The sequence below is a fragment of the Amycolatopsis sp. NPDC021455 genome (genome assembly GCF_040640995.1).
In the GTDB taxonomy this organism is placed as follows: domain Bacteria; phylum Actinomycetota; class Actinomycetes; order Mycobacteriales; family Pseudonocardiaceae; genus Amycolatopsis.
The window spans coordinates 90203-107892 of sequence record NZ_JBFACT010000003.1; the positions used below are offsets into that span (position 1 = coordinate 90203).

Sequence of the window (17690 nt, forward strand, 5' to 3'; positions counted from 1 at the left end):
TGATTTCGTTACGCTTCGGAAATCGGCAACCGGTAACGGATGAATCCGACGTGGTGATCATTTTCACGCAGCGACAGATCGGGTTTACCGGGCGTACCTGAATTGCTCCGTTCGAGCGGGAACGCACGTAATCACGCGCATCTGCACGGGAATTCGCCTACAGTCGGGAACCCTCGGGGGCGGTACCGCGACAGCGACGCCGCATGCACGGCGCAAAAGTCTTTGCAGGACTGGAGATTACCGTTCCCGATGAACGCTGAATCCGTGAAGATCTCCACAATGCCCGAAACGCTTCCCGTTTCGGCCGTGGAAGGTCGAGAGATGGCCCGGTTGATTCGTGAGAGTTTCGCGGAGATCGAGCCGAAAGCCGACGAACTCGCGCAGTACTTCTACGGCGCGTTGTTCGTGGTCGCGCCCGATTGCCGCGATCTGTTCCCGGTCACCATGACGACCCAGCGGAGCAGGCTGCTGCGCGCACTCGTGTACGTGGTGCAGATGGTCGACCGGCCCGACGAACTGGTCACCTTCCTCGGGCAGCTGGGCCGCGACCACCGCAAGTTCGCCGTCGTCTCCCGCCACTACGACGCCGTCGGGACCGCATTGATCGCGGCGCTGAAACGATTCCTCAAGGAGAAGTGGACCGCCGAGGTGGAATCGGCGTGGACCGCGGCGTACGGGCTCATCGCCAAGACCATGCGCGAGGCCGCCCAGGCGGAGACCGGGCCGGCGGCGTGGGCGGCGACCGTGCTGGAACACCGGAAGCTCGCCCGCGACGTCGCACTGGTCAAGGTGCGGACCGACGGTCTCCTGCCGTACCGCGCCGGCGGGTACGTCAGTGTGGAAGTGCCGCAGCGGCCCCGGTTCTGGCGGTACCTCTCGCCGGCGAACGCGCCGCGCGGCGACGGTCAGCTCACCTTCCACGTGCGCGCCGTGCCCGGCGGCTGGGTCAGCGGAACCATCGTCAACCACACCAGGCCGGGTGACGTCTGGCGCCTCGGGCCGTCGATGGGCGTGCTCAACGTGCAGCCGACCACGACGAAACGGCGGTTGCTCATGATCGGCGGCGGCACCGGGATCACGCCGTTGCTGGCCATTCTCGACGACCTCTCCCGCTGGAAGCGGAACCCATCGGTGCACCTGTTCTTCGGGGGCCGAAGACCGGAAGACCTGTACGCGCTGGAGAACCTGCGCCGGCTGGCCGCGACGTCCAAGTGGCTGACCGTCACGCCGGTCACGGAGGAGGGCGCGGTCGCCGGCGGCGACCGGGGCACGCTCGCCCACGCCGTGACCCAGCGGGGCGCGTGGCTGGACCACGACGTCCTCGTTTCCGGTTCGCCGTCGATGATCCAGTCGACCGTCGCGAAGCTGCTGGCCAGGGGGATCGACCTGGAACGAATATCCTACGACCCGTTCACGCTGGACTGAGTTCTCGCTATCTTCGCCGATATGGAGATGACCATTCCGGTTTCGGACGGCACCATCGGCGGCTACCTGGCGGAACCCGCGGGCCCGGGTCCCCACCCTGGCGTGGTGCTCATCCACGATGCGTTCGGGCTGAGCCAGGACACGAAAACCATCACCGACCGCTTCGCGGCCGAGGGCTACCTCGCACTCAGCCCCGACCTGTATTCGCGCGGGGGCATGCGCCGCTGCGTGCGCCGGGTGTTCTCGGACATGTTCGCCAACAAGGGCCGCACGTTCGACGACATCGAGGCCGCGCGTTCCCTGCTCGCCGGACGGCCGGACTGCTCGGGCCGGATCGGCATCGCCGGGTTCTGCCTGGGCGGCGGCTTCGCGCTCGTCGCGGCGTCGCGCGGGTTCGACGCGTCGGCGCCGTACTACGGGCAGCTGCCGAAGAACCTGTCGGTACTGGACGACGCATGCCCGATCGTCGCCAGCTTCGGCAAGAAGGACTTCGGGCTGCGTGGCGCCGCGGCGAAACTCGAGACGGCGCTCACCGAGCGTGGCATCCCGCACGACGTCAAGGAGTACCCGGACGCCAGCCACGGGTTCGCCAACAAGATCGACACGGCGGCTCCGGTGAATCTGCTGCTCAAGGTCGTCGGCTTCACCTACCACCACGAGTCGGCCGAAGACGCGTGGCGCCGGGTGACGTCCTTCTTCGGCGAACACCTGCAGCAACCGGACCTACCTTCGCACTGAGCCAAGTGGGGCAGAGCTTTCGTCGAACGGCGGTAGTTCGTTGACCGTTGTGCCCGAATCGCCTTATGGTCTAGACCACATCGATCCCTCCGATGTGCTCGCTCGTCCTCCCCCGGAACAACGGTGTTCCCCCTCGAGGAGCCGAAATGACCTGGAACCGAAAGCTCTTCGCGGCCGCTGCCGGTGTCTTGCTCGCGCCGGTACTGGTCGTCGTCCTCCCCGCCACCACCGCGAGCGCCCACGGCTACATCTCGGACCCGCCCAGCCGGCAGGCCAACTGCGCGGCCGGAAAGGTCCCCGACTGCGGCAGCATCATCTACGAACCCCAGAGCGTGGAAGGTCCCAAGGGCCTGCGCAGCTGCGACGGCGGCAACGCGCGCTTCTCGCAGCTCTCCGACGAGTCGAAGCCGTGGCCCGCCAAGTCCGTCGGCACGACGGTGACGTTCAACTGGGTGTTCACCGCCCGCCACGCCACGAAGGACTACCAGTACTTCGTCGGCAACGCCCTCGTCGCGTCGTTCGACGGCAACGGCCAGCAGCCGCCGGCGACGGTGTCGCACACGGTGAACCTGTCCGGCTATTCGGGCCGGGTGAAGGTGCTCGCGATCTGGAACATCTCCGACACCACCAACGCGTTCTACAGCTGCGTCGACCTCCAGATCGGCGGTGGCGGGACTCCGCCACCGACCACGACCGCGACCCGGCCGCCCACGACGACTCCGACGACCACGCCGCCTTCGAGCGGCACGTGGGCGGCGGGCACGGCGTACAAGGTCGGCGACGTCGTCACCTACGGCGGCGCGAGCTACCGCTGCATCCAGCCGCACACGGCGATCGCGGGCTGGGAGCCGCCGAACACCCCGGCACTCTGGCAACGTCTGTGAGGCCGGCCCTGGCCGTCGTCGCGCTGCTGCTCACCAGCTGCGGCGCGACGGCCGCCCCGCCCGCGCACAACGCGGCCGACGTGATGTTCCTGCAGATGCTGATCCCGCAGAACCGGCAGGGCATCGAGATCGTCCGGCTGGCCGCCGACCGGCCGTTGCCGGCCCCGCTGAAGGAACTGGCCGCGGCGATCGGGTCGACCCAGCAGACCGAGATCGACACGATGAAGGGCTGGCTCCGCGGCTGGAACGCGCCCGAGGCGATGGACATGGATCCGCAGGTCCACGCGGGACACGGTGGCATGAAGATGACCTCGCCGGACCTCGTGTCGGCGTTGAAGTCCGCGCCGGACGCCGAGTTCGGCCGCAGGTTCCTGGACGTGCTGACCGGTCAGCAGCAGGGCGCGGCCGAGCTGGCCCGGACGGAAACCGGCAGCGGGGTCAACGCCGAGGCTCGCGACCTGGCCCGGCGGGTCATCGAGTCGCGGACGGCGGAAGTCGCGCAGCTGCTGAACTTCAAGGTGTGAGACCCGCGGCGCACCTTGAACGCGAGAAGGCCTCCCCGGTCACTCGGGGAGGCCTTCGTCGTTCGGGGTGTCAGCGGCGCTTGGGCCGCCAGACCACCATCGCCGTCTGCTGGTTGAGGGGCACCAGGTCCCGGCGGTAGGACGCGTGCGCCGCCGCCGTCGCCTGTTCCGCTGCCACGTACGCCGCGGCCAGTTCTTCGGTCAGCTCGGTGATCCGGGCCCGCAGCGCGTCGACCTGGTTCTCCAGCTCGATGATGCGCTTGATGCCGGCCAGGTTGACACCGTCCTCCTGGGACAGCCGCTGGACCTCGCGCAGCAGCGCGATGTCCCGCATCGAGTACCGCCGGCCGCCGCCGGGGGTGCGGCCCGGTGACACCAGGCCCTGCCGGTCGTAGGTGCGCAACGTCTGCGCGTGCATCCCGGCGAGCTGGGCCGCCACCGAGATGACGAACACCGGGGTCTCCTCGTCCCCCTCAGGGGGCATCCCGCCGAACATCTGTCTCACCTACCTTGCAGCAGCTCGGTGATCTCCGGCCGGGGGTCGTGCCCGGCCATCGCCTCGGCGTACGCCTGCAGCGCCTCGCGCGCCTTGTCGTCCAGTTTGGCGGGGATCGCCGCCTGGAGGGTGACGAGCAGGTCACCTTGCGAACCGTCGCGCTTGGCGATGCCCTTGCCGCGCACGCGCAGCACGCGCCCGCTCGCCGTGCCCGGCGGCACCTTGAGCGAGACCTTGCCCTCGAGCGTCGGCACCGTGATCGTGGTGCCGAGAGCCAGCTCGGTGAAGTCCACCGGCACGGTGATCGTCAGGTCGAGCGCCTTGCGGCCGAACAGCGCGTGCGGAGCCACGTGCACCCGGACGTACAGGTCCCCCGCCTGCGCCCCGCCCCGGCCGGGCTCGCCCTGGCCGGCCAGCCGGATGCGCTGGTCGTCGTCGACGCCCGGCGGGATCCGGACGGTCAGTGTGCGGGTCCGCGTGCTGACGCCTTCGCCGCCGCACTCCGGGCACGGGTCGTCGATGATCGTCCCGCGGCCGCGGCAGTCGCGGCACGGCTCCGAGAACGCGAACGCGCCCTGGCTGCGGCTGACCAGCCCCGAACCGGAACAGGTCGGGCAGGTCCGCGGCGACGTCCCCGGCCGCGCGCCGTTGCCGCCGCACGTGGCACAGGTCGCCGGGCTCGACAGCCGCAGCGGCAGGGTCGCGCCCTTGACCGCCTCGGCGAAGTCGATCCGGACGTCCGTCTCGACGTCGGCACCGCGCTGCGGCCGGTTCGCCGTCGCACCCGCCGACGCCCGGCCGCGGCCGAACAGCCCGCCGAGGATGTCGCCGAGCCCGCCGAAACCGCCCTGCTGACCGGCGCCGGCCTGGCCGAAGATGTCGCCCATGTCGAAGCTGCCGGTACCGCCGCCACCGGGGAAGTTGAAGCCACCCCCGCCGCCGAACAGGCGCCGCGCCTCGTCGTACTCCTTGCGCTTGCTCGCGTCGGAGAGCACGCCGTAGGCCTCGGAGACCGCCTTGAACTTCTGCTCCGCCTGCGCGTTGCCGGCGTTCGCGTCCGGGTGGTTCTCCTTGGCCAGCTTCCGGTAGGCCTTCTTGATCTCGTCCGCGGTGGCGTCGGAGGAGACGCCCAGCTCACGGTAGAAGTCCTTACCGATCCATTCCCGTGCGCTCATCGGGCGTCTCCTCCTCCCACTTGAACCTGACAGTGATTACTGCTGCTGCTCATCGACTCCGCCGCCGAGTGGCCGCTCGCCACCGACGGACGGGTCCTCCGGGGCCGCACCGGGCTCGTGGTCGGTCACGCCGACCAGCGCCGCCCGCAGTACGCGGTCCCCGAAGCGGTAGCCGCGGCGCATGACCACGGTGACCGTCGGGCCCGCCACGTCCGGCGAGGTGTTGTGCTGCACGGCCTCGTGCACGCTCGGGTCGAAGGGCTCGCCCTCGGCACCGAACGACTCGAGGCCCGCGCGCTGCAGACCGCTGATCAGCTTGTCGCCGACGGCCTTGAACGCGCCGGTGAGGTCACCGTGCTGCTCGGCCCGCTCGAGGTCGTCGAGCAGCGGCAGCAGGTCGTTCACCACGGTCGCCTTCGCGCCGATCACGACCGCCTCGCGGTCGCGCTCGACCCGCTTCCGGTAGTTGGCGTACTCCGCCTGCAGGCGCTGGAGGTCGGCGGTGCGCTCGGCCAGCTCCTTCTCCACGTCGGAGACGACCGACACCGAATCGTCCACAATGGACTCGCCGAGCGAGGGGCCCGCGTGTTCCACGGGCGCCTCGTCCGGCTCCGGTGCGGCGTGGGCCGGACCGGGCGGGCGGACCTGCCCGGTCTGGGGGTCCACCCGACGACGGTCCCGCACGACCACCGGCTCCTCGTGGCCTCGGCCGGAGTTCTCGGATTCGTCGTAGCTGTGGGTCACTTCTTCGGGTCCTCTTCGACGATCTCGGCGTCCACCACGTCATCGGCCTTGGCCTGGCCGCCGGCCGCACCGGCGTCCCCGGCCGCACCCGCGCCCGCGGCACCTTCGGCGCCCGCCGCACCGGCGTTCGCGTTGGCGTACAGGGCGGTGCCCAGCTCCTGCGAAGCGGCGTTCAGCTTCTCGATCGACTCGCGGATCTTGGTCGAGTCGGTGCCCTTCAGCGCCTCGTTGGCCTCGTCGATCGCGGTCTTGACCTTGCCCTTGAGGTCCTCGGGCAGCTTGTCGTCGTTGTCCTTGACGAACTTCTCGGTCTGGTAGACCAGCGTCTCCGCCTGGTTGCGGGTCTCCGCCTCCTCGCGGCGCTTCTTGTCCTCCTCGGCGTGCGCCTCGGCGTCCTTGACCATGCGCTCGATGTCGTCCTTCGGCAGCGCGGAGCCACCGGTGATCGTCATCGACTGTTCCTTGTTCGTGCCCAGGTCCTTCGCGGTCACGTGCACGATGCCGTTGGCGTCGATGTCGAAGGTGACCTCGATCTGCGGCACGCCACGCGGGGCCGGCGGGAGACCGGTCAGCTCGAACATGCCGAGCTTCTTGTTGTGCGCGGCGATCTCGCGCTCACCCTGGAACACCTGGATCTGCACCGACGGCTGGTTGTCGTCCGCGGTGGAGAAGATCTCCGAGCGCTTGGTCGGGATCGTGGTGTTGCGCTCGATGAGCTTGGTGAACACGCCACCCTTGGTCTCGATGCCCAGCGACAGCGGGGTGACGTCCAGCAGCAGGACGTCCTTGACCTCGCCCTTCAGGACACCGGCCTGCAGGGCCGCGCCGACCGCGACGACCTCGTCCGGGTTCACGCCCTTGTTCGGCTCGCGGCCGCCGGTCAGCTCCTTGACCAGCTCGGCGACGGCCGGCATGCGGGTGGACCCACCGACGAGCACGACGTGGTCGATGTCGCCGACGGAGATGCCCGCGTCCCGGATGACGTTGTTGAACGGCGCCTTGGTCCGGTCGAGCAGGTCCGAGGTGATCTTCTGGAACTCGGCGCGCGAGAGCGTCTCGTCGAGGAACAGCGGGTTCTTGTCCGCGTCCACGGTGATGTACGGCAGGTTGATGCTGGCCGAGTTCGAGCTGGACAGCTCGATCTTCGCCTTCTCCGCCGCCTCGCGGATGCGCTGCAGCGCCATCTTGTCCTTGGTCAGGTCGATGCCGTTCGTCGCCTTGAACTTGTCGACCAGCCACTTGACGATGCGCTCGTCCCAGTCGTCACCACCGAGGTGGTTGTCACCGGAGGTCGCGCGGACCTCGACGACGCCCTCGCCGATCTCCAGCAGCGAGACGTCGAACGTGCCGCCACCGAGGTCGAAGACCAGGATGGTCTGCTCCTTCTCGCCCTTGTCCAGGCCGTACGCCAGCGCGGCGGCGGTCGGCTCGTTGACGATGCGGAGCACGTTCAGGCCGGCGATCTGCCCGGCCTCCTTGGTGGCCTGCCGCTGGGCGTCCTCGAAGTACGCCGGGACGGTGATGACCGCGTCGGTGATCGTCTCGCCCAGGTACGCCTCGGCGTCGCGCTTGAGCTTCATCAGCACGCGCGCGCTGATCTCCTGGGAGGTGTAGTTCTTCCCGTCGATCTCGGTCTTCCAGTCGGTGCCGATGTGCCGCTTCACGGACCGGATCGTCCGGTCGACGTTCGTCACGGCCTGGTTCTTCGCCGGCTGACCGGTCAGCACTTCGCCGTTCTTGGCGAAGGCGACGATCGACGGGGTGGTCCGGGAGCCTTCCGAGTTGGCGATGACCGTCGGCTCGCCGCCCTCAAGGACGGCGACGACCGAGTTGGTCGTGCCGAGGTCGATGCCGACCGCTCGCGCCATGGTGCTTTCCTCCTGTGTAAGCAGCTCGCCTGCTATGGTTCGTGACCTGCACGTTCGCCCCCACCTTGAGCGGGGCTCTGGCAAGTTCTATCGGGCCTTCGCGCCTCTCGTCAAGCCAGACTTGAGTCGGTTGCGCTCAACCTTCACATCCAGCCTAACGAGCCGGTCCGGGTTCTTGTTCCCGGGTTCACCGGCAGACCGCGTCACGCCCCGGTGTGACCCCGCTCACCAGGTACTTCACCTCGGCCGCGCGGGCGCAGGCCGAGTTGAACAGCCCGGTGTGGCCGTCGTCGGTGCGGGTGAGCAGGGCTCCGCTGTCGATGCTCGCGACCAGCCCGCGGGCCCAGGACAGCGGTGTCGCCGGGTCGTGCGCGCCGCCGACGACCAGGATCGGCGGGGCGCCGCGCACCGGGTGGGGCTGCGGCGGGTTCTTCGCCGGCACCGGCCAGCCGGCGCACCCGCTGGTGAGGTCCCAGAACTCGGAGTACCGCCAGCTGTGCGGCGCCACCGCGCGGACCAGCCCGGCCAGCGCGCCCATGTCCGCGGGTCCGGTGAACGGTGACGGGAAGTCGTGGCAGCCGATCGCCCGGTAGGCCCCATAGATCGGGGAGAGGAACTGGTTCCGCTCGGTCAGCCCCTTGGCGTCCGGGAACTCCCCGCCGGCCGCGGCCAGCGCCTTCCCCAGCGCCGGCCACTCCTCGCGGAGGTAGAGGTGGTTGTAGACGCCGGCCGAGACCTCGTCGGCCGTCGCCTTGCGGCCGAGGTCGCTCGACCAGATCGCCCCCTGCGCCGCCCTGGCCACGACGTCGTCGTAGAAGCGGAGGACGTCCTGGCCGTGCAGGACGCACTCCGCCGAGCCGCGGCACCAGCCCGCGAACCGGACCAGCGCGTCCTCGGTCGCGGCGGCCTCCTCGAGGATCGCCTGACGCAGCGGCCGTGCGTGGTCGACCGCGCCGTCGAGCACCATCGTGCGCACCCGGCCGGGGTGCTTCGACGCGTAGATCGCACCCAGTTCGGTGCCGTAGGACAGGCCCAGCCAGGAGATCTTCGGCTCGCCGAGCGCGGTGCGGATCGTCTCGATGTCCTCGGCCGCGCTCCGGGTGTCCGCGTTCGCCAGCAACGGCCCGGTCCTGGCCAGGCAGTCCCGGCCCGCCGCCCGGTTGTGCGCCACCAGCGCGTCGAACCCCGCGGCGGTCGACGGGAACCGGTCCAGCGCCGGGTCGAACAGCGTCGCCGCGTCGCAGGTGATGCGCGGGGTGCTGAACCAGTCGCCGCGCGGGTCGAACCCCACGACGTCGAACCGCTGCCGCAGCGGCGCGAGGTCCGGCGAAGCCAGTCCGCCGAACTGCACGAACCCGACGCCGGAGCCGCCCGGCCCGCCCGGGTTCACCAGCAGCGAGCCGATCCGGTGGCCCGGATCGAGCGCGGGCAGCCGGGCCAGCGCGAGCTGCGCCGAGCCGAGCTCCGGCCGCGCGCGGTCGATCGGCACGTCGACCGTCGCGCACTCCGCCGCCGGCTCCTGCTGCGTGGCACACGGGTGCCACGACAGCGCCGACGCTTCGGCGACGGCCGGCACCGCCGCCATGACCACGACCGCCGCGATGACCGCGACCGCCGCAATGAGCCGGCGCACGTCCATGATCCGTTTCCTCCCCTGCACGCCGGCTTTCGGCGTGCTTCCTTCCTAACAGCGACCACCGACAACTCAGGAGCGGCGGGCGGTCCCGGAAGAAAGCGAGGAATCCGGATTTCCTTGCTGGACAACGACTTCAGCCGGGGTGCCGACCCACGAAGTCACTCGATAGTGGGAATTCACGGTCACCGGCACCCCCAGGGCCGGCGTCGTGGTCTGTTCGCCGCGGGTGAAGCCCACGACGCCGAACATCGCGACGGCCCCCAGCAGCGCGGCGGCGAGCACCCGCCGTTCGATCCTGCCCATCGGAAAGTCCCCCCGTAGATATAGAGAAAGGTCAGGCCGCGCGGACCGTGACGCTGCCGCTGTCGGTCGTCAGGTCGAGCGTGTGCGGGGCGGAGCCGTCGGTCGGGACGCCGATGTCGCGGTGCCCGCTGTCGCTGTCGCCGACGACGCGGTACGGGCCGCCCGGCACCTCGACGTCGACGCTGCCGCTGTCGGCCTTCACCTTGACGTCGTTCGCCTGCGACAGCGAGAAGTCGACGCTCCCGCTCGACGACGTCACGTCGACCGGGCCACGCACCTCGGTGCCCCTGATGCTGCCCGAGTCCGCGTGCAGCTGGACCTCGCCGACGTCCCGCAGGTCGATCCCGCCGCTCTCCAGCCGCAGCTTCACCGGGCCGGACACGTCTTCGACGCGGGCGTGGCCGGAGTCGGACCGGACGTCCACGCTCGCCACCCCGGCGACGTCCAGGCCGCCCGAGTCCATCCGGCCGGTCACCGGGACGCCCGGCGGCACGACCACCTCGTAGTCGACCGAGCAGTTGCTCCCGCAGTCGGCGAGCACGAGCTGGTCGCCGTCGACGCGGAAGAACGAGTCGCCCGGCTTGCTGCGCCAGTGGTAGCTGATCTTCTGGTGCACGGTCGACGGTCCGGTGCCGGTGCGGATCTTCACCGAGCCCGAGTCGCTCTCCAGCTTCACGCTGCGGATGGTCTGCGAGACGGTGTTGGTGTTCTCGTAGTCCGAGCCCCAGCCCCAGCCGAACGCGGTCGCCAGGCCGATGCCGATCAAGACGATGCCACCCAGGGCCAGAAGCGGGCGCGCCATGGTCGTTGGTCCCCTCAGTGATGTTTCCTCTGCGTGAGAAAACGTTATGGCCTGGTGCACGGGCGGTACATGGGGGTAACCCCCCGAAAGACCCTGAGATCCGTCCCTGACACGCGGGGCGGCATCGGGGGGCCTAACCTGGCGCAGTCCCCGGAGTTCTTGATCAGGAGGATCCATGCCGCAAGCACCCGGCCCGTACGAATCCCTGCCCGAAGTGCCGTCCTTCACCCTCCGCAGCAGCGACGTCGCCGACGGCGAAACCCTGGCCACGCCCCACTTGTCCGGCATCTTCGGCGCCGGCGGCGAGGACCGTTCGCCGCACCTGGCGTGGGCGGGCTTCCCGGAGGAGACGAAGAGCTTCGCGGTGACCTGCTACGACCCCGACGCCCCCACCGGCAGCGGGTTCTGGCACTGGGCCGTGTTCAACATCCCGGCGTCGGTGACGGAGCTGGCCTCCGGGGCGGGCGACGGCTCCGGCCTCCCCGAAGGAGCGGTGACGCTGAAGGGCGACGGCGGGGTCAAGCGGTTCCTCGGCGCGGCGCCGCCGCCCGGGCACGGCCCGCACCGCTACTACTTCGCGGTCCACGCGCTGGACGTCGACAAGCTGGAGGTCCCGGAGGACGCCACCCCGGCGTTCCTCGGCTTCAACATGTTCGGGCACACCCTGGCCCGCGCGGTGATCACGCCGGTGTACGAGAACAAGGGCTGAGGTTCGACGTTCCCGGCGTCTCAGCGCAGAGGCGCCGGGAAGGTGCCTTCGCGCTCCAGGTACCGGCCCTGCGTGTGCTCGCCGAAGCCGAACTGCCGGTACAACCCGTGCGCGTCGGCGGTGTGCAGCATCCAGCGGAACCCGGCGCCGGGACCGTTGTCGATCATCTCCCGGACGAGCTCCTTGCCGAGCCCGGTGCCCCGGGCGGAGTCGACGACGAACACGTCGGCCAGGTACGCCGAGCTGACGCCGTCGGAAAAGGCCCGCGCGAAGCCGACCTGCTCGTCACCGCGGTAGGCGCCGACGACCCGCCACGACGCGGCGACCGCGGCCTCGACCTGCTCGCGGGTGCGCCAGCGGCCCCAGTAGGCCTCGGTGGAGAGGAACTTCCACACGACGTCGAGGTCCAGCCGCGCCGGGTCGTCGTCCAGCTCGTACTCGCCGAAGATCCGCATGCCCCGACGCTAACTCCGGCGTCAACGCGGTTTCAGCAGGTAGTCGACCACCGGGCGCAGCTCGTCCGCGGACGGCGGCTCGTCGTCGATCAGGCCCTGGATCAGCAGCCCGTCGATGCCCGCGAGGAACACCCGGAACGCCACTTCGTCGTCGTGCCGGACCATCGACGTCAGGACGTCGAGCCAGCGCCGCGCGGCCGGGCGCAGCTCCGGCTTCCGGGCGGCCAGCAGGTACAGCTCGTACTCCGCCATCGTGCGCCCGCGCCGCGGCCCCAGCGCCTCGGCGAGCAGGCCCGCGACCTCCTCTGCGCCGCGCGAACCGCGGGACCGCGCCCGGTCGATCATCCAGTAGACCTCGGTCGCCATGTCGCGCGCGCACGAGATGAGCGTCGCGATCAGCAGGTCGTCCAGCGAGGAGAAGTGGTAGGTCGTGGACGTCGTCGGGACGCCGGCCTCGGCCGCGACGGTCCGATGCGTCACGCCCGCGACGCCGTCGCGCTCGATGACCCGCAGCGTCGCCGCGATGATCTCCGCGCGCCGCTTGTCGCCGCGCGCCTTGCGGCCGTCGACCTGCAGTTTCACGCCGATGCACTCCCGATTTCGATCAGCACCACACCGCCGATGACCAGTACCAGTCCGGCGATCATCGCCGCGTTGACCGGTTCCTTGAGGAACACGACGCCGATGATCGCGACCAGGGCGACGCCTGCCGCGGCCCAGATCGCGTAGGCGACGCCGAACGGCAAGCCCAGCTTCAGCACGTACGACAGCGCGACGAACGCGACGGCGTACCCGAGCACCACGACGATCGACGGGCCGAGCTTCGAGAAGCCCTCGGAGAGCTTCAGCGAGACCGTCGCGGAGACCTCGGCGGCGATCGCCAGCGCGAGGAGAAGGTACGCACCCATAGGGTGAAAAGTATCTGAACGATCGTCCCAAAACAAAGAGCGACGTACACCACATCGGTGGGACTTAAGGCCACTCAACGGGTTACTCATCAGTAAGGAAGGTTAGTCTCCCGGCACCACCACAGTTCTGATCCGGACGAAAGGCACCCGAACGATGGGCGCTCTCCAACTGACGCTCGGCGGGCTCTCCGTCGTGCTCGGCCTCGTCGCCTGGGGCATGTTCGCCGCGACGATCGCCCGTTTCGTGCGGGTGATCCGGCTCGGGCAGCCCGACTCGACGCGCAACGGGCCGTTCGCGGCGCGCATGAAGACGCTGATCAAGGAGTTCGCCGCGCACACGCGGATGAACCGCAAGCGCAGCGTCGGCCCGGCCCACTGGCTGGTCATGTGGGGCTTCCTGCTCGGCTCGCTCGCCCTGTTCGAGGCCTACGGCGAGGTCTTCGTGCCGACCTGGGGCTGGCCGATCCTCGACGACTTCCCGCCGTTCCAGCTGCTCATGGAGCTGCTCGGGCTCGGCACGATCGTCGGCATCCTGGTGCTGATGGCGATCCGCCAGCGCAACCACCCGCGCCGCGCCGACCGCCAGTCGCGTTTCCAGGGCTCCAACTTCAAGTGGGCGTACTTCATCGAGGCCGTCGTCCTGATCGAAGGCATCGGCATCCTCGGCGTCCGCGCCGCGAAGGCCGCGCTCGGCGCGCACGAGACGCCGACCTGGGCCGCTTTCGTCTCGAACCCGCTCGGACACCTGCTGCCGGCCAGCCCGAACCTGGTCACGGTGTTCGCGTTCGTCAAGCTGATGAGCGCCACGGTGTGGCTGATCGTCGTCGCGCGCACGATGACCATGGGCATCGCGTGGCACCGCTTCAGCGCCTTCTTCAACATCTACTTCAAGCGCGAGGCCGACGGCGGCGTCGCCCTGGGCGCGCTCAAGCCGATGATGAGCGGCGGCAAGGTCCTCGACCTGGAGGAAGCCGACCCCGACGAGGACACCTTCGGCGTCGGCAAGATCGAGGACTTCAGCTGGAAGGGCTGGCTCGACTTCTCGACGTGCACCGAGTGCGGCCGCTGCCAGGAGCAGTGCCCCGCGTGGAACACCGGCAAGCCGCTGTCGCCGAAGCTGGTCATCACGCAGCTGCGTGACCACGCCTACGCGAAGGCGCCGTACCTGCTGGCCGGCGGCAAGCGCGACATGGCCGGCGACGAGATCGGCTTGTCCGGGGACAACATGTACGCGGGGATCGACGTCCTCGCGATCGCCGAGTCCCAGAAGGCGCTGATCGGCGACGACGGCGGTGTCATCGACCCCGACGTCCTGTGGTCCTGCACCAGCTGCGGCGCCTGCGTCGAGCAGTGCCCGGTCGACATCGAGCACGTCGACCACATCGTCGACATGCGCCGCTACCAGGTGATGATCGAGTCGTCGTTCCCGAGCGAGCTGAACGGCATGTTCAAGAACCTGGAGAACAAGGGCAACCCGTGGGGCCAGAACGCCAAGGACCGGCTGGCCTGGACCGAGGACCTCGACTTCGAGGTGCCCGTGTTCGACGGCGACCTCGGCGACGCCGAGTACCTGTTCTGGGTCGGCTGCGCCGGCGCGTTCGAGGACCGCGCGAAGAAGACGACGCGGGCGGTCGCGGAGCTGCTGCACATGGCGGGCGTCAAGTACACCGTGCTCGGCTCGGAGGAGTCCTGCACCGGCGACCCGGCCCGCCGCGCCGGCAACGAGTTCCTGTTCCAGATGCTCGCCCAGCAGAACGTCGAGGTGCTGAACTCGGTGTTCGAGGGCCGCGAGCGCAAGGCCCGCAAGGTCGTCGTGACCTGCGCGCACTGCTTCAACACCCTCGCCAACGAGTACCCGGAGCTGGGCGGCCAGTTCGACGTCGTGCACCACACGCAGCTGCTGAACCGCCTGGTGCGCGAGAAGCAGCTGGTGCCGGTGGCACCGGTCGCCGAGGACGTCACCTACCACGACCCGTGCTACCTCGGCCGCCACAACAAGGTGTACGAGGCGCCGCGTGAGCTGGTCGGCGCGACGGGCGCGCAGCTGCGCGAGATGCCGCGGCACGGCGACAAGTCGATGTGCTGCGGCGCCGGCGGCGCGCGGATGTGGATGGAAGAGAAGATCGGCAAGCGGATCAACGTCGAGCGCGTCGACGAGGCGCTCGGCACCGCGCCGTCGAAGATCGCCACCGGCTGCCCGTTCTGCAAGGTGATGCTGAACGACGGCCTCACCGCGCGCCAGGCCGACGGCAGCGCGAGCGAGAAGGTCGAGATCGTCGACGTCGCGCAGATGCTGCTGGAGTCGGTCAAGCGCAAGCCGGAACCGAAGCCGATCGCCCTCGGAGCGCCGTCGCTCGCGGAGGAGTGACACATTTCTCGAAAACGCACGGCCCCGGTCAGACTTCCTGGCCGGGGCCGTTTTCGTGGCGCGTCCCGAATTTCGTAGTTGATCAACTACAGGTTGTCACGGAAGCAGTTCTCGATGCCCAGACCGCCCGCTAGCTGGGATTTCGTCGGGGTAATCGTTTTCACGAAACATGTTCACAATAATCACCGAAATGGCCCATCAGGCCAAGGACAAACGAGCGCCGCAACTCTGGACAACCGGCGTATCCTGGCCTTTCCTCGCCGCCGCCGTTGCCAGCGAGGGCACCTTTGACGATCACAGAAACAGGGGGCGGCACGAATGCCCGAGGACCGGCGGAGCACGACGACCGGGCGGCACGCACTTCGCACCTTCCCCGACGACGACACCTTCCCCGACGACCGGCTCCCCGTCCCGGACCCCGAAGATCCGGTTCCCACCCAGCGGACACTGGTCCGCCCGTACGTCCTCACGCGCGGCCGGACGCAGTCGCGGCGGCACCTCGCGATCGAAGCGCTCGTCTCGACGCGCGCGGGCGCGCACTGGAACGGCGCGCGGCTGACCGGCGAGTTCCGCTCGGTCCGCACCCTCTGCCACCAGCCACGCTCGGTCGCCGAGGTCGCGGCCACGCTCAGCGTGCCACTCGGCGTCGTCCGGGTGCTGCTGGACGACATGGCCGAGCAGGGCCTGGTGACCATCCACGACAACCGCGTCAACGCCGAGGGCCGCCCGGCGGTGGCGCTCATGGAGCGCGTTCTGCACGGCCTGCGGCGCCTCTGACCATTACGCTCACTCAGGTGAGCGAGGAAAATTCCGGTGGCGAAAGCACCCTGACCGTCCTGCTCGCCGGCGGGGTGAACCTGGCGATCGCCGTCATGAAGCTGATCGCGGGGATCATCAGCGGCTCCGGCGCGATGCTGTCCGAAGCGGCCCACTCGGTGGCCGACACGATCACCGAGGTCCTGCTGCTGACGGCGTTGAAACGCTCGGCACGCCCGGCCGACCGCGTCCACCCCTTCGGCTACGGCAAGGAACGCTACTTCTGGTCGCTGCTCGCCGCCGTCTCGATCTTCGCCTCGGGCGCGATGTTCGCCCTCTACGAAGGCGTGTCGACCGTGCTCGGCCACGGCGAAGCGCAGAGCACGTCGGTGCTCAGTTACATCGTCCTGGCCGTGGCGTTCCTGCTCGAAAGCACGTCGTGGGTCCAGGCCGTACGCCAGGTCGTCCGGGAGTCCAAGGCCGAGAACCGCTCGCTGTGGACCTACCTGAAGCTGATCGACGACCCGACGCCGAAAACCGTGCTGTTCGAGGACTCGGCCGCGCTGGTCGGCCTGCTGCTCGCCTTCGGCGGTATCGGGCTGCACCAGCTCACCGGCTCGGAGGTCTGGGACGGCGTCGCGTCGATCGCCATCGGCGTGCTGCTCGCCTGTGTCGCGTACCTGCTCGGCCGAACCAACCGCGGCCTGCTCGTCGGGCGCCAGGCCGACCCGAAGCTGGTCCGCGCCATCCGCGACCACCTCTCCGCCGCGCCGGAGATCGAGATCGTGGTGGACCTGCAGACCATGCTGATGGGCACCGACCAGGTGCTGGTCTGCACCCGCGTCGACTTCGACGACTCGCTCGGGGCGGCGGACCTCGAACGCGCTTGCGTCCGGCTCGCCGGCGAGCTGACCGACACGTTCCACGACGTCACCGAGGTGTTCATCGAACCGGTGCCGCGGTCCGATCCGGACCTGCGGGCGACGGTCCTGGCCCGCTACGGCGACATCGCCGAGCGCTGGAGCAAGAGCTCGTGAGTCAGTAGCCGAAGTCCTGGACCCAGTACCAGCCCGCCGTCGTGAGGCCGACGCCGATCTTGGTGAGCGAGCAGTTGAGGATGTTCGCGCGGTGGCCTTCGGAGTTCATCCACGCGTCCATGACCTGCTCCGCGGACGTCTGCCCCTTCGCGATGTTCTCCGCACCCGGCTTCGAGTTGCCGGCGTTCTTGATGCGCTGGTCGAACGTGGTGCCGTCGGGGCTGGTGTGGGAGAAGAAGTTGCCGGCCGACATCTGGTCGCTGTAGTCCTGCGCGGCCTTCGTGAGGTGCGGTTCCTCGGCCAGCGGCGCGCAGCCGGCCTTCGCCCGTTCGTCGTTGACCCGCGAGATGACCTGGGCGGTGACCGAGGGAGCGACGCGCGCCGCGGCTTTGGTGGTCGGCGCCGGCGCTTCGGACGTCGCCGGCTGCGGGGTCTCGGACGTCGCCGGCTGCGGGGCCGGCGCCGCGCTGGACGTCGTCGGGGCCGGTGCCGAGGTCGTCGGCACGGCGGGTTTTTCGGTCGCAGTGGTCTGGACCTGACCGCCGGAAAGTTCGGTTCCGCTGGTGCCACCGGAACCCGCGGGGGCGTTCGGCAGCACCAGGGCCGCGGCGCCGAGCTCTGCGGTGTTTCCTTCCGCGGTCGCCATCCAGGTGCCTGCCGCGGCGGAAAAAACGCCGAGCAGCACACTGAGTGACACCATCACCACGCGAGCACGTTCACCAATGGGGGACACGGCGCAGGAACGTATCACGGAACGATTACAGCGAGAACCCCACGAACGCACTGGTCACATTTTCGGGGCCACGCTTTTCGGCGACAGGTACGGATTTCGCGGCAAACGGCCGCTTGCTCGTTACTCCGT

General features: G+C 69.4%; 19 protein-coding genes. 8 read left to right on the top strand and 11 right to left on the bottom strand.

Annotation, left to right across the window (positions count from 1 at the left end):
- Positions 1-321: 321 nt before the first annotated feature.
- The 4 genes from AB0G28_RS05675 to AB0G28_RS05690 all read left to right on the top strand — a co-directional run bounded on the left by AB0G28_RS05675 (position 322) and on the right by AB0G28_RS05690 (position 3571).
- Positions 322-1425 (top strand): globin domain-containing protein, encoded by a 1104-nt coding sequence (locus tag AB0G28_RS05675; RefSeq protein ID WP_361083305.1) that lies wholly within the window; start codon positions 322-324, stop codon positions 1423-1425.
- Between the two features lie 21 nt (positions 1426-1446).
- Entirely contained in the window at positions 1447-2163 is a 717-nt protein-coding gene (locus AB0G28_RS05680) for a dienelactone hydrolase family protein (RefSeq protein WP_361083307.1), read from the top strand.
- Between the two features lie 146 nt (positions 2164-2309).
- Positions 2310-3047, top strand: coding sequence for a lytic polysaccharide monooxygenase (locus AB0G28_RS05685; RefSeq protein ID WP_361083309.1), 738 nt, complete (start codon positions 2310-2312; stop codon positions 3045-3047).
- Positions 3044-3571 carry a DUF305 domain-containing protein gene (locus tag AB0G28_RS05690; protein ID WP_361083311.1) on the top strand — a complete coding sequence of 176 codons (528 nt, stop codon included), beginning with the start codon at positions 3044-3046 and terminating at the stop codon, positions 3569-3571. The genes AB0G28_RS05685 and AB0G28_RS05690 overlap by 4 nt, the downstream gene beginning before the upstream one ends.
- A 70-nt stretch (positions 3572-3641) precedes the next feature.
- Here AB0G28_RS05690 and AB0G28_RS05695 read toward each other — a convergent pair whose 3' ends face one another.
- From AB0G28_RS05695 to AB0G28_RS05725, 7 genes are all read right to left on the bottom strand, one after another.
- A complete protein-coding gene (locus AB0G28_RS05695) occupies positions 3642-4067 on the bottom strand; it encodes a helix-turn-helix transcriptional regulator (RefSeq protein ID WP_361083313.1) in 426 nt (141 codons plus the stop codon).
- A gap of 5 nt (positions 4068-4072) precedes the next feature.
- Complete coding sequence (gene dnaJ / locus AB0G28_RS05700) at positions 4073-5242, bottom strand: molecular chaperone DnaJ (RefSeq protein WP_361083314.1); 1170 nt, start codon at positions 5240-5242, stop codon at positions 4073-4075.
- 36 nt (positions 5243-5278) lie between these two features.
- On the bottom strand, positions 5279-5986 hold the full coding sequence (gene grpE, locus AB0G28_RS05705) for a nucleotide exchange factor GrpE (protein ID WP_361083316.1): 708 nt from the start codon (positions 5984-5986) through the stop codon (positions 5279-5281).
- Positions 5983-7854, bottom strand: a complete 1872-nt coding sequence (gene dnaK / locus AB0G28_RS05710; RefSeq protein ID WP_361083318.1) for a molecular chaperone DnaK — start codon at positions 7852-7854, stop codon at positions 5983-5985. The genes grpE and dnaK overlap by 4 nt, the downstream gene beginning before the upstream one ends.
- 187 nt (positions 7855-8041) lie before the next feature.
- Complete coding sequence (locus AB0G28_RS05715; RefSeq protein ID WP_361083320.1) at positions 8042-9493, bottom strand: alpha/beta hydrolase; 1452 nt, start codon at positions 9491-9493, stop codon at positions 8042-8044.
- Between the two features lie 66 nt (positions 9494-9559).
- Positions 9560-9793 (bottom strand): hypothetical protein, encoded by a 234-nt coding sequence (locus AB0G28_RS05720; RefSeq protein WP_361083322.1) that lies wholly within the window; start codon positions 9791-9793, stop codon positions 9560-9562.
- A 31-nt stretch (positions 9794-9824) separates the two neighbouring features.
- Positions 9825-10595 (bottom strand): DUF4097 family beta strand repeat-containing protein, encoded by a 771-nt coding sequence (locus AB0G28_RS05725; protein ID WP_361083324.1) that lies wholly within the window; start codon positions 10593-10595, stop codon positions 9825-9827.
- 175 nt (positions 10596-10770) lie between these two features.
- Here AB0G28_RS05725 and AB0G28_RS05730 point away from each other — a divergent pair, with 175 nt between their 5' ends.
- Entirely contained in the window at positions 10771-11304 is a 534-nt protein-coding gene (locus AB0G28_RS05730; protein WP_361083326.1) for a YbhB/YbcL family Raf kinase inhibitor-like protein, read from the top strand.
- 20 nt (positions 11305-11324) lie between these two features.
- Here the strand turns inward: AB0G28_RS05730 and AB0G28_RS05735 are convergent, their stop codons facing one another.
- The 3 genes from AB0G28_RS05735 to AB0G28_RS05745 are packed head-to-tail and all read right to left on the bottom strand — an operon-like array spanning position 11325 to position 12667.
- Positions 11325-11759, bottom strand: coding sequence for a GNAT family N-acetyltransferase (locus tag AB0G28_RS05735; protein WP_361083328.1), 435 nt, complete (start codon positions 11757-11759; stop codon positions 11325-11327).
- A 21-nt stretch (positions 11760-11780) separates the two neighbouring features.
- Positions 11781-12341, bottom strand: a complete 561-nt coding sequence (locus AB0G28_RS05740) for a TetR family transcriptional regulator (protein ID WP_361083329.1) — start codon at positions 12339-12341, stop codon at positions 11781-11783.
- A complete protein-coding gene (locus AB0G28_RS05745) occupies positions 12338-12667 on the bottom strand; it encodes an SMR family transporter (RefSeq protein ID WP_361083331.1) in 330 nt (109 codons plus the stop codon). The genes AB0G28_RS05740 and AB0G28_RS05745 overlap by 4 nt, the downstream gene beginning before the upstream one ends.
- Positions 12668-12821: 154 nt before the next feature.
- Here AB0G28_RS05745 and AB0G28_RS05750 point away from each other — a divergent pair, with 154 nt between their 5' ends.
- From AB0G28_RS05750 to AB0G28_RS05760, 3 genes are all read left to right on the top strand, one after another.
- Entirely contained in the window at positions 12822-15035 is a 2214-nt protein-coding gene (locus tag AB0G28_RS05750) for a (Fe-S)-binding protein (protein ID WP_361083333.1), read from the top strand.
- 318 nt (positions 15036-15353) lie between these two features.
- On the top strand, positions 15354-15812 hold the full coding sequence (locus AB0G28_RS05755; protein WP_361083335.1) for a DUF742 domain-containing protein: 459 nt from the start codon (positions 15354-15356) through the stop codon (positions 15810-15812).
- A gap of 17 nt (positions 15813-15829) precedes the next feature.
- The gene (locus tag AB0G28_RS05760) at positions 15830-16828 is read left to right on the top strand and encodes a cation diffusion facilitator family transporter (protein WP_361083337.1); all 999 of its coding nucleotides are present in this window, start codon (positions 15830-15832) and stop codon (positions 16826-16828) included.
- Between the two features lies 1 nt (position 16829).
- On the opposite strand, the gene AB0G28_RS05765 is transcribed toward AB0G28_RS05760, so the two are convergent.
- Positions 16830-17534, bottom strand: coding sequence for a CAP domain-containing protein (locus AB0G28_RS05765; protein ID WP_361083339.1), 705 nt, complete (start codon positions 17532-17534; stop codon positions 16830-16832).
- Between the last annotated feature and the right edge of the window lie 156 nt (positions 17535-17690).

Excerpts from the sequence above, each read along its gene's own strand:
- AB0G28_RS05735 (WP_361083328.1), bottom strand. The coding sequence starts at position 11,759 with ATGCGGATCTTCGGCGAGTACGAGCTGGACGACGACCCGGCGCGGCTG.
- AB0G28_RS05750 (WP_361083333.1), top strand. The coding sequence starts at position 12,822 with ATGGGCGCTCTCCAACTGACGCTCGGCGGGCTCTCCGTCGTGCTCGGC.
- dnaJ (WP_361083314.1), bottom strand. The coding sequence starts at position 5,242 with ATGAGCGCACGGGAATGGATCGGTAAGGACTTCTACCGTGAGCTGGGC.
- AB0G28_RS05715 (WP_361083320.1), bottom strand. The coding sequence starts at position 9,493 with ATGGACGTGCGCCGGCTCATTGCGGCGGTCGCGGTCATCGCGGCGGTC.
- AB0G28_RS05680 (WP_361083307.1), top strand. The coding sequence starts at position 1,447 with ATGGAGATGACCATTCCGGTTTCGGACGGCACCATCGGCGGCTACCTG.
- AB0G28_RS05685 (WP_361083309.1), top strand. The coding sequence starts at position 2,310 with ATGACCTGGAACCGAAAGCTCTTCGCGGCCGCTGCCGGTGTCTTGCTC.
- AB0G28_RS05695 (WP_361083313.1), bottom strand. The coding sequence starts at position 4,067 with ATGTTCGGCGGGATGCCCCCTGAGGGGGACGAGGAGACCCCGGTGTTC.
- AB0G28_RS05720 (WP_361083322.1), bottom strand. The coding sequence starts at position 9,793 with ATGGGCAGGATCGAACGGCGGGTGCTCGCCGCCGCGCTGCTGGGGGCC.
- AB0G28_RS05745 (WP_361083331.1), bottom strand. The coding sequence starts at position 12,667 with ATGGGTGCGTACCTTCTCCTCGCGCTGGCGATCGCCGCCGAGGTCTCC.
- AB0G28_RS05730 (WP_361083326.1), top strand. The coding sequence starts at position 10,771 with ATGCCGCAAGCACCCGGCCCGTACGAATCCCTGCCCGAAGTGCCGTCC.
- AB0G28_RS05725 (WP_361083324.1), bottom strand. The coding sequence starts at position 10,595 with ATGGCGCGCCCGCTTCTGGCCCTGGGTGGCATCGTCTTGATCGGCATC.
- AB0G28_RS05755 (WP_361083335.1), top strand. The coding sequence starts at position 15,354 with ATGCCCGAGGACCGGCGGAGCACGACGACCGGGCGGCACGCACTTCGC.
- AB0G28_RS05675 (WP_361083305.1), top strand. The coding sequence starts at position 322 with ATGGCCCGGTTGATTCGTGAGAGTTTCGCGGAGATCGAGCCGAAAGCC.
- dnaK (WP_361083318.1), bottom strand. The coding sequence starts at position 7,854 with ATGGCGCGAGCGGTCGGCATCGACCTCGGCACGACCAACTCGGTCGTC.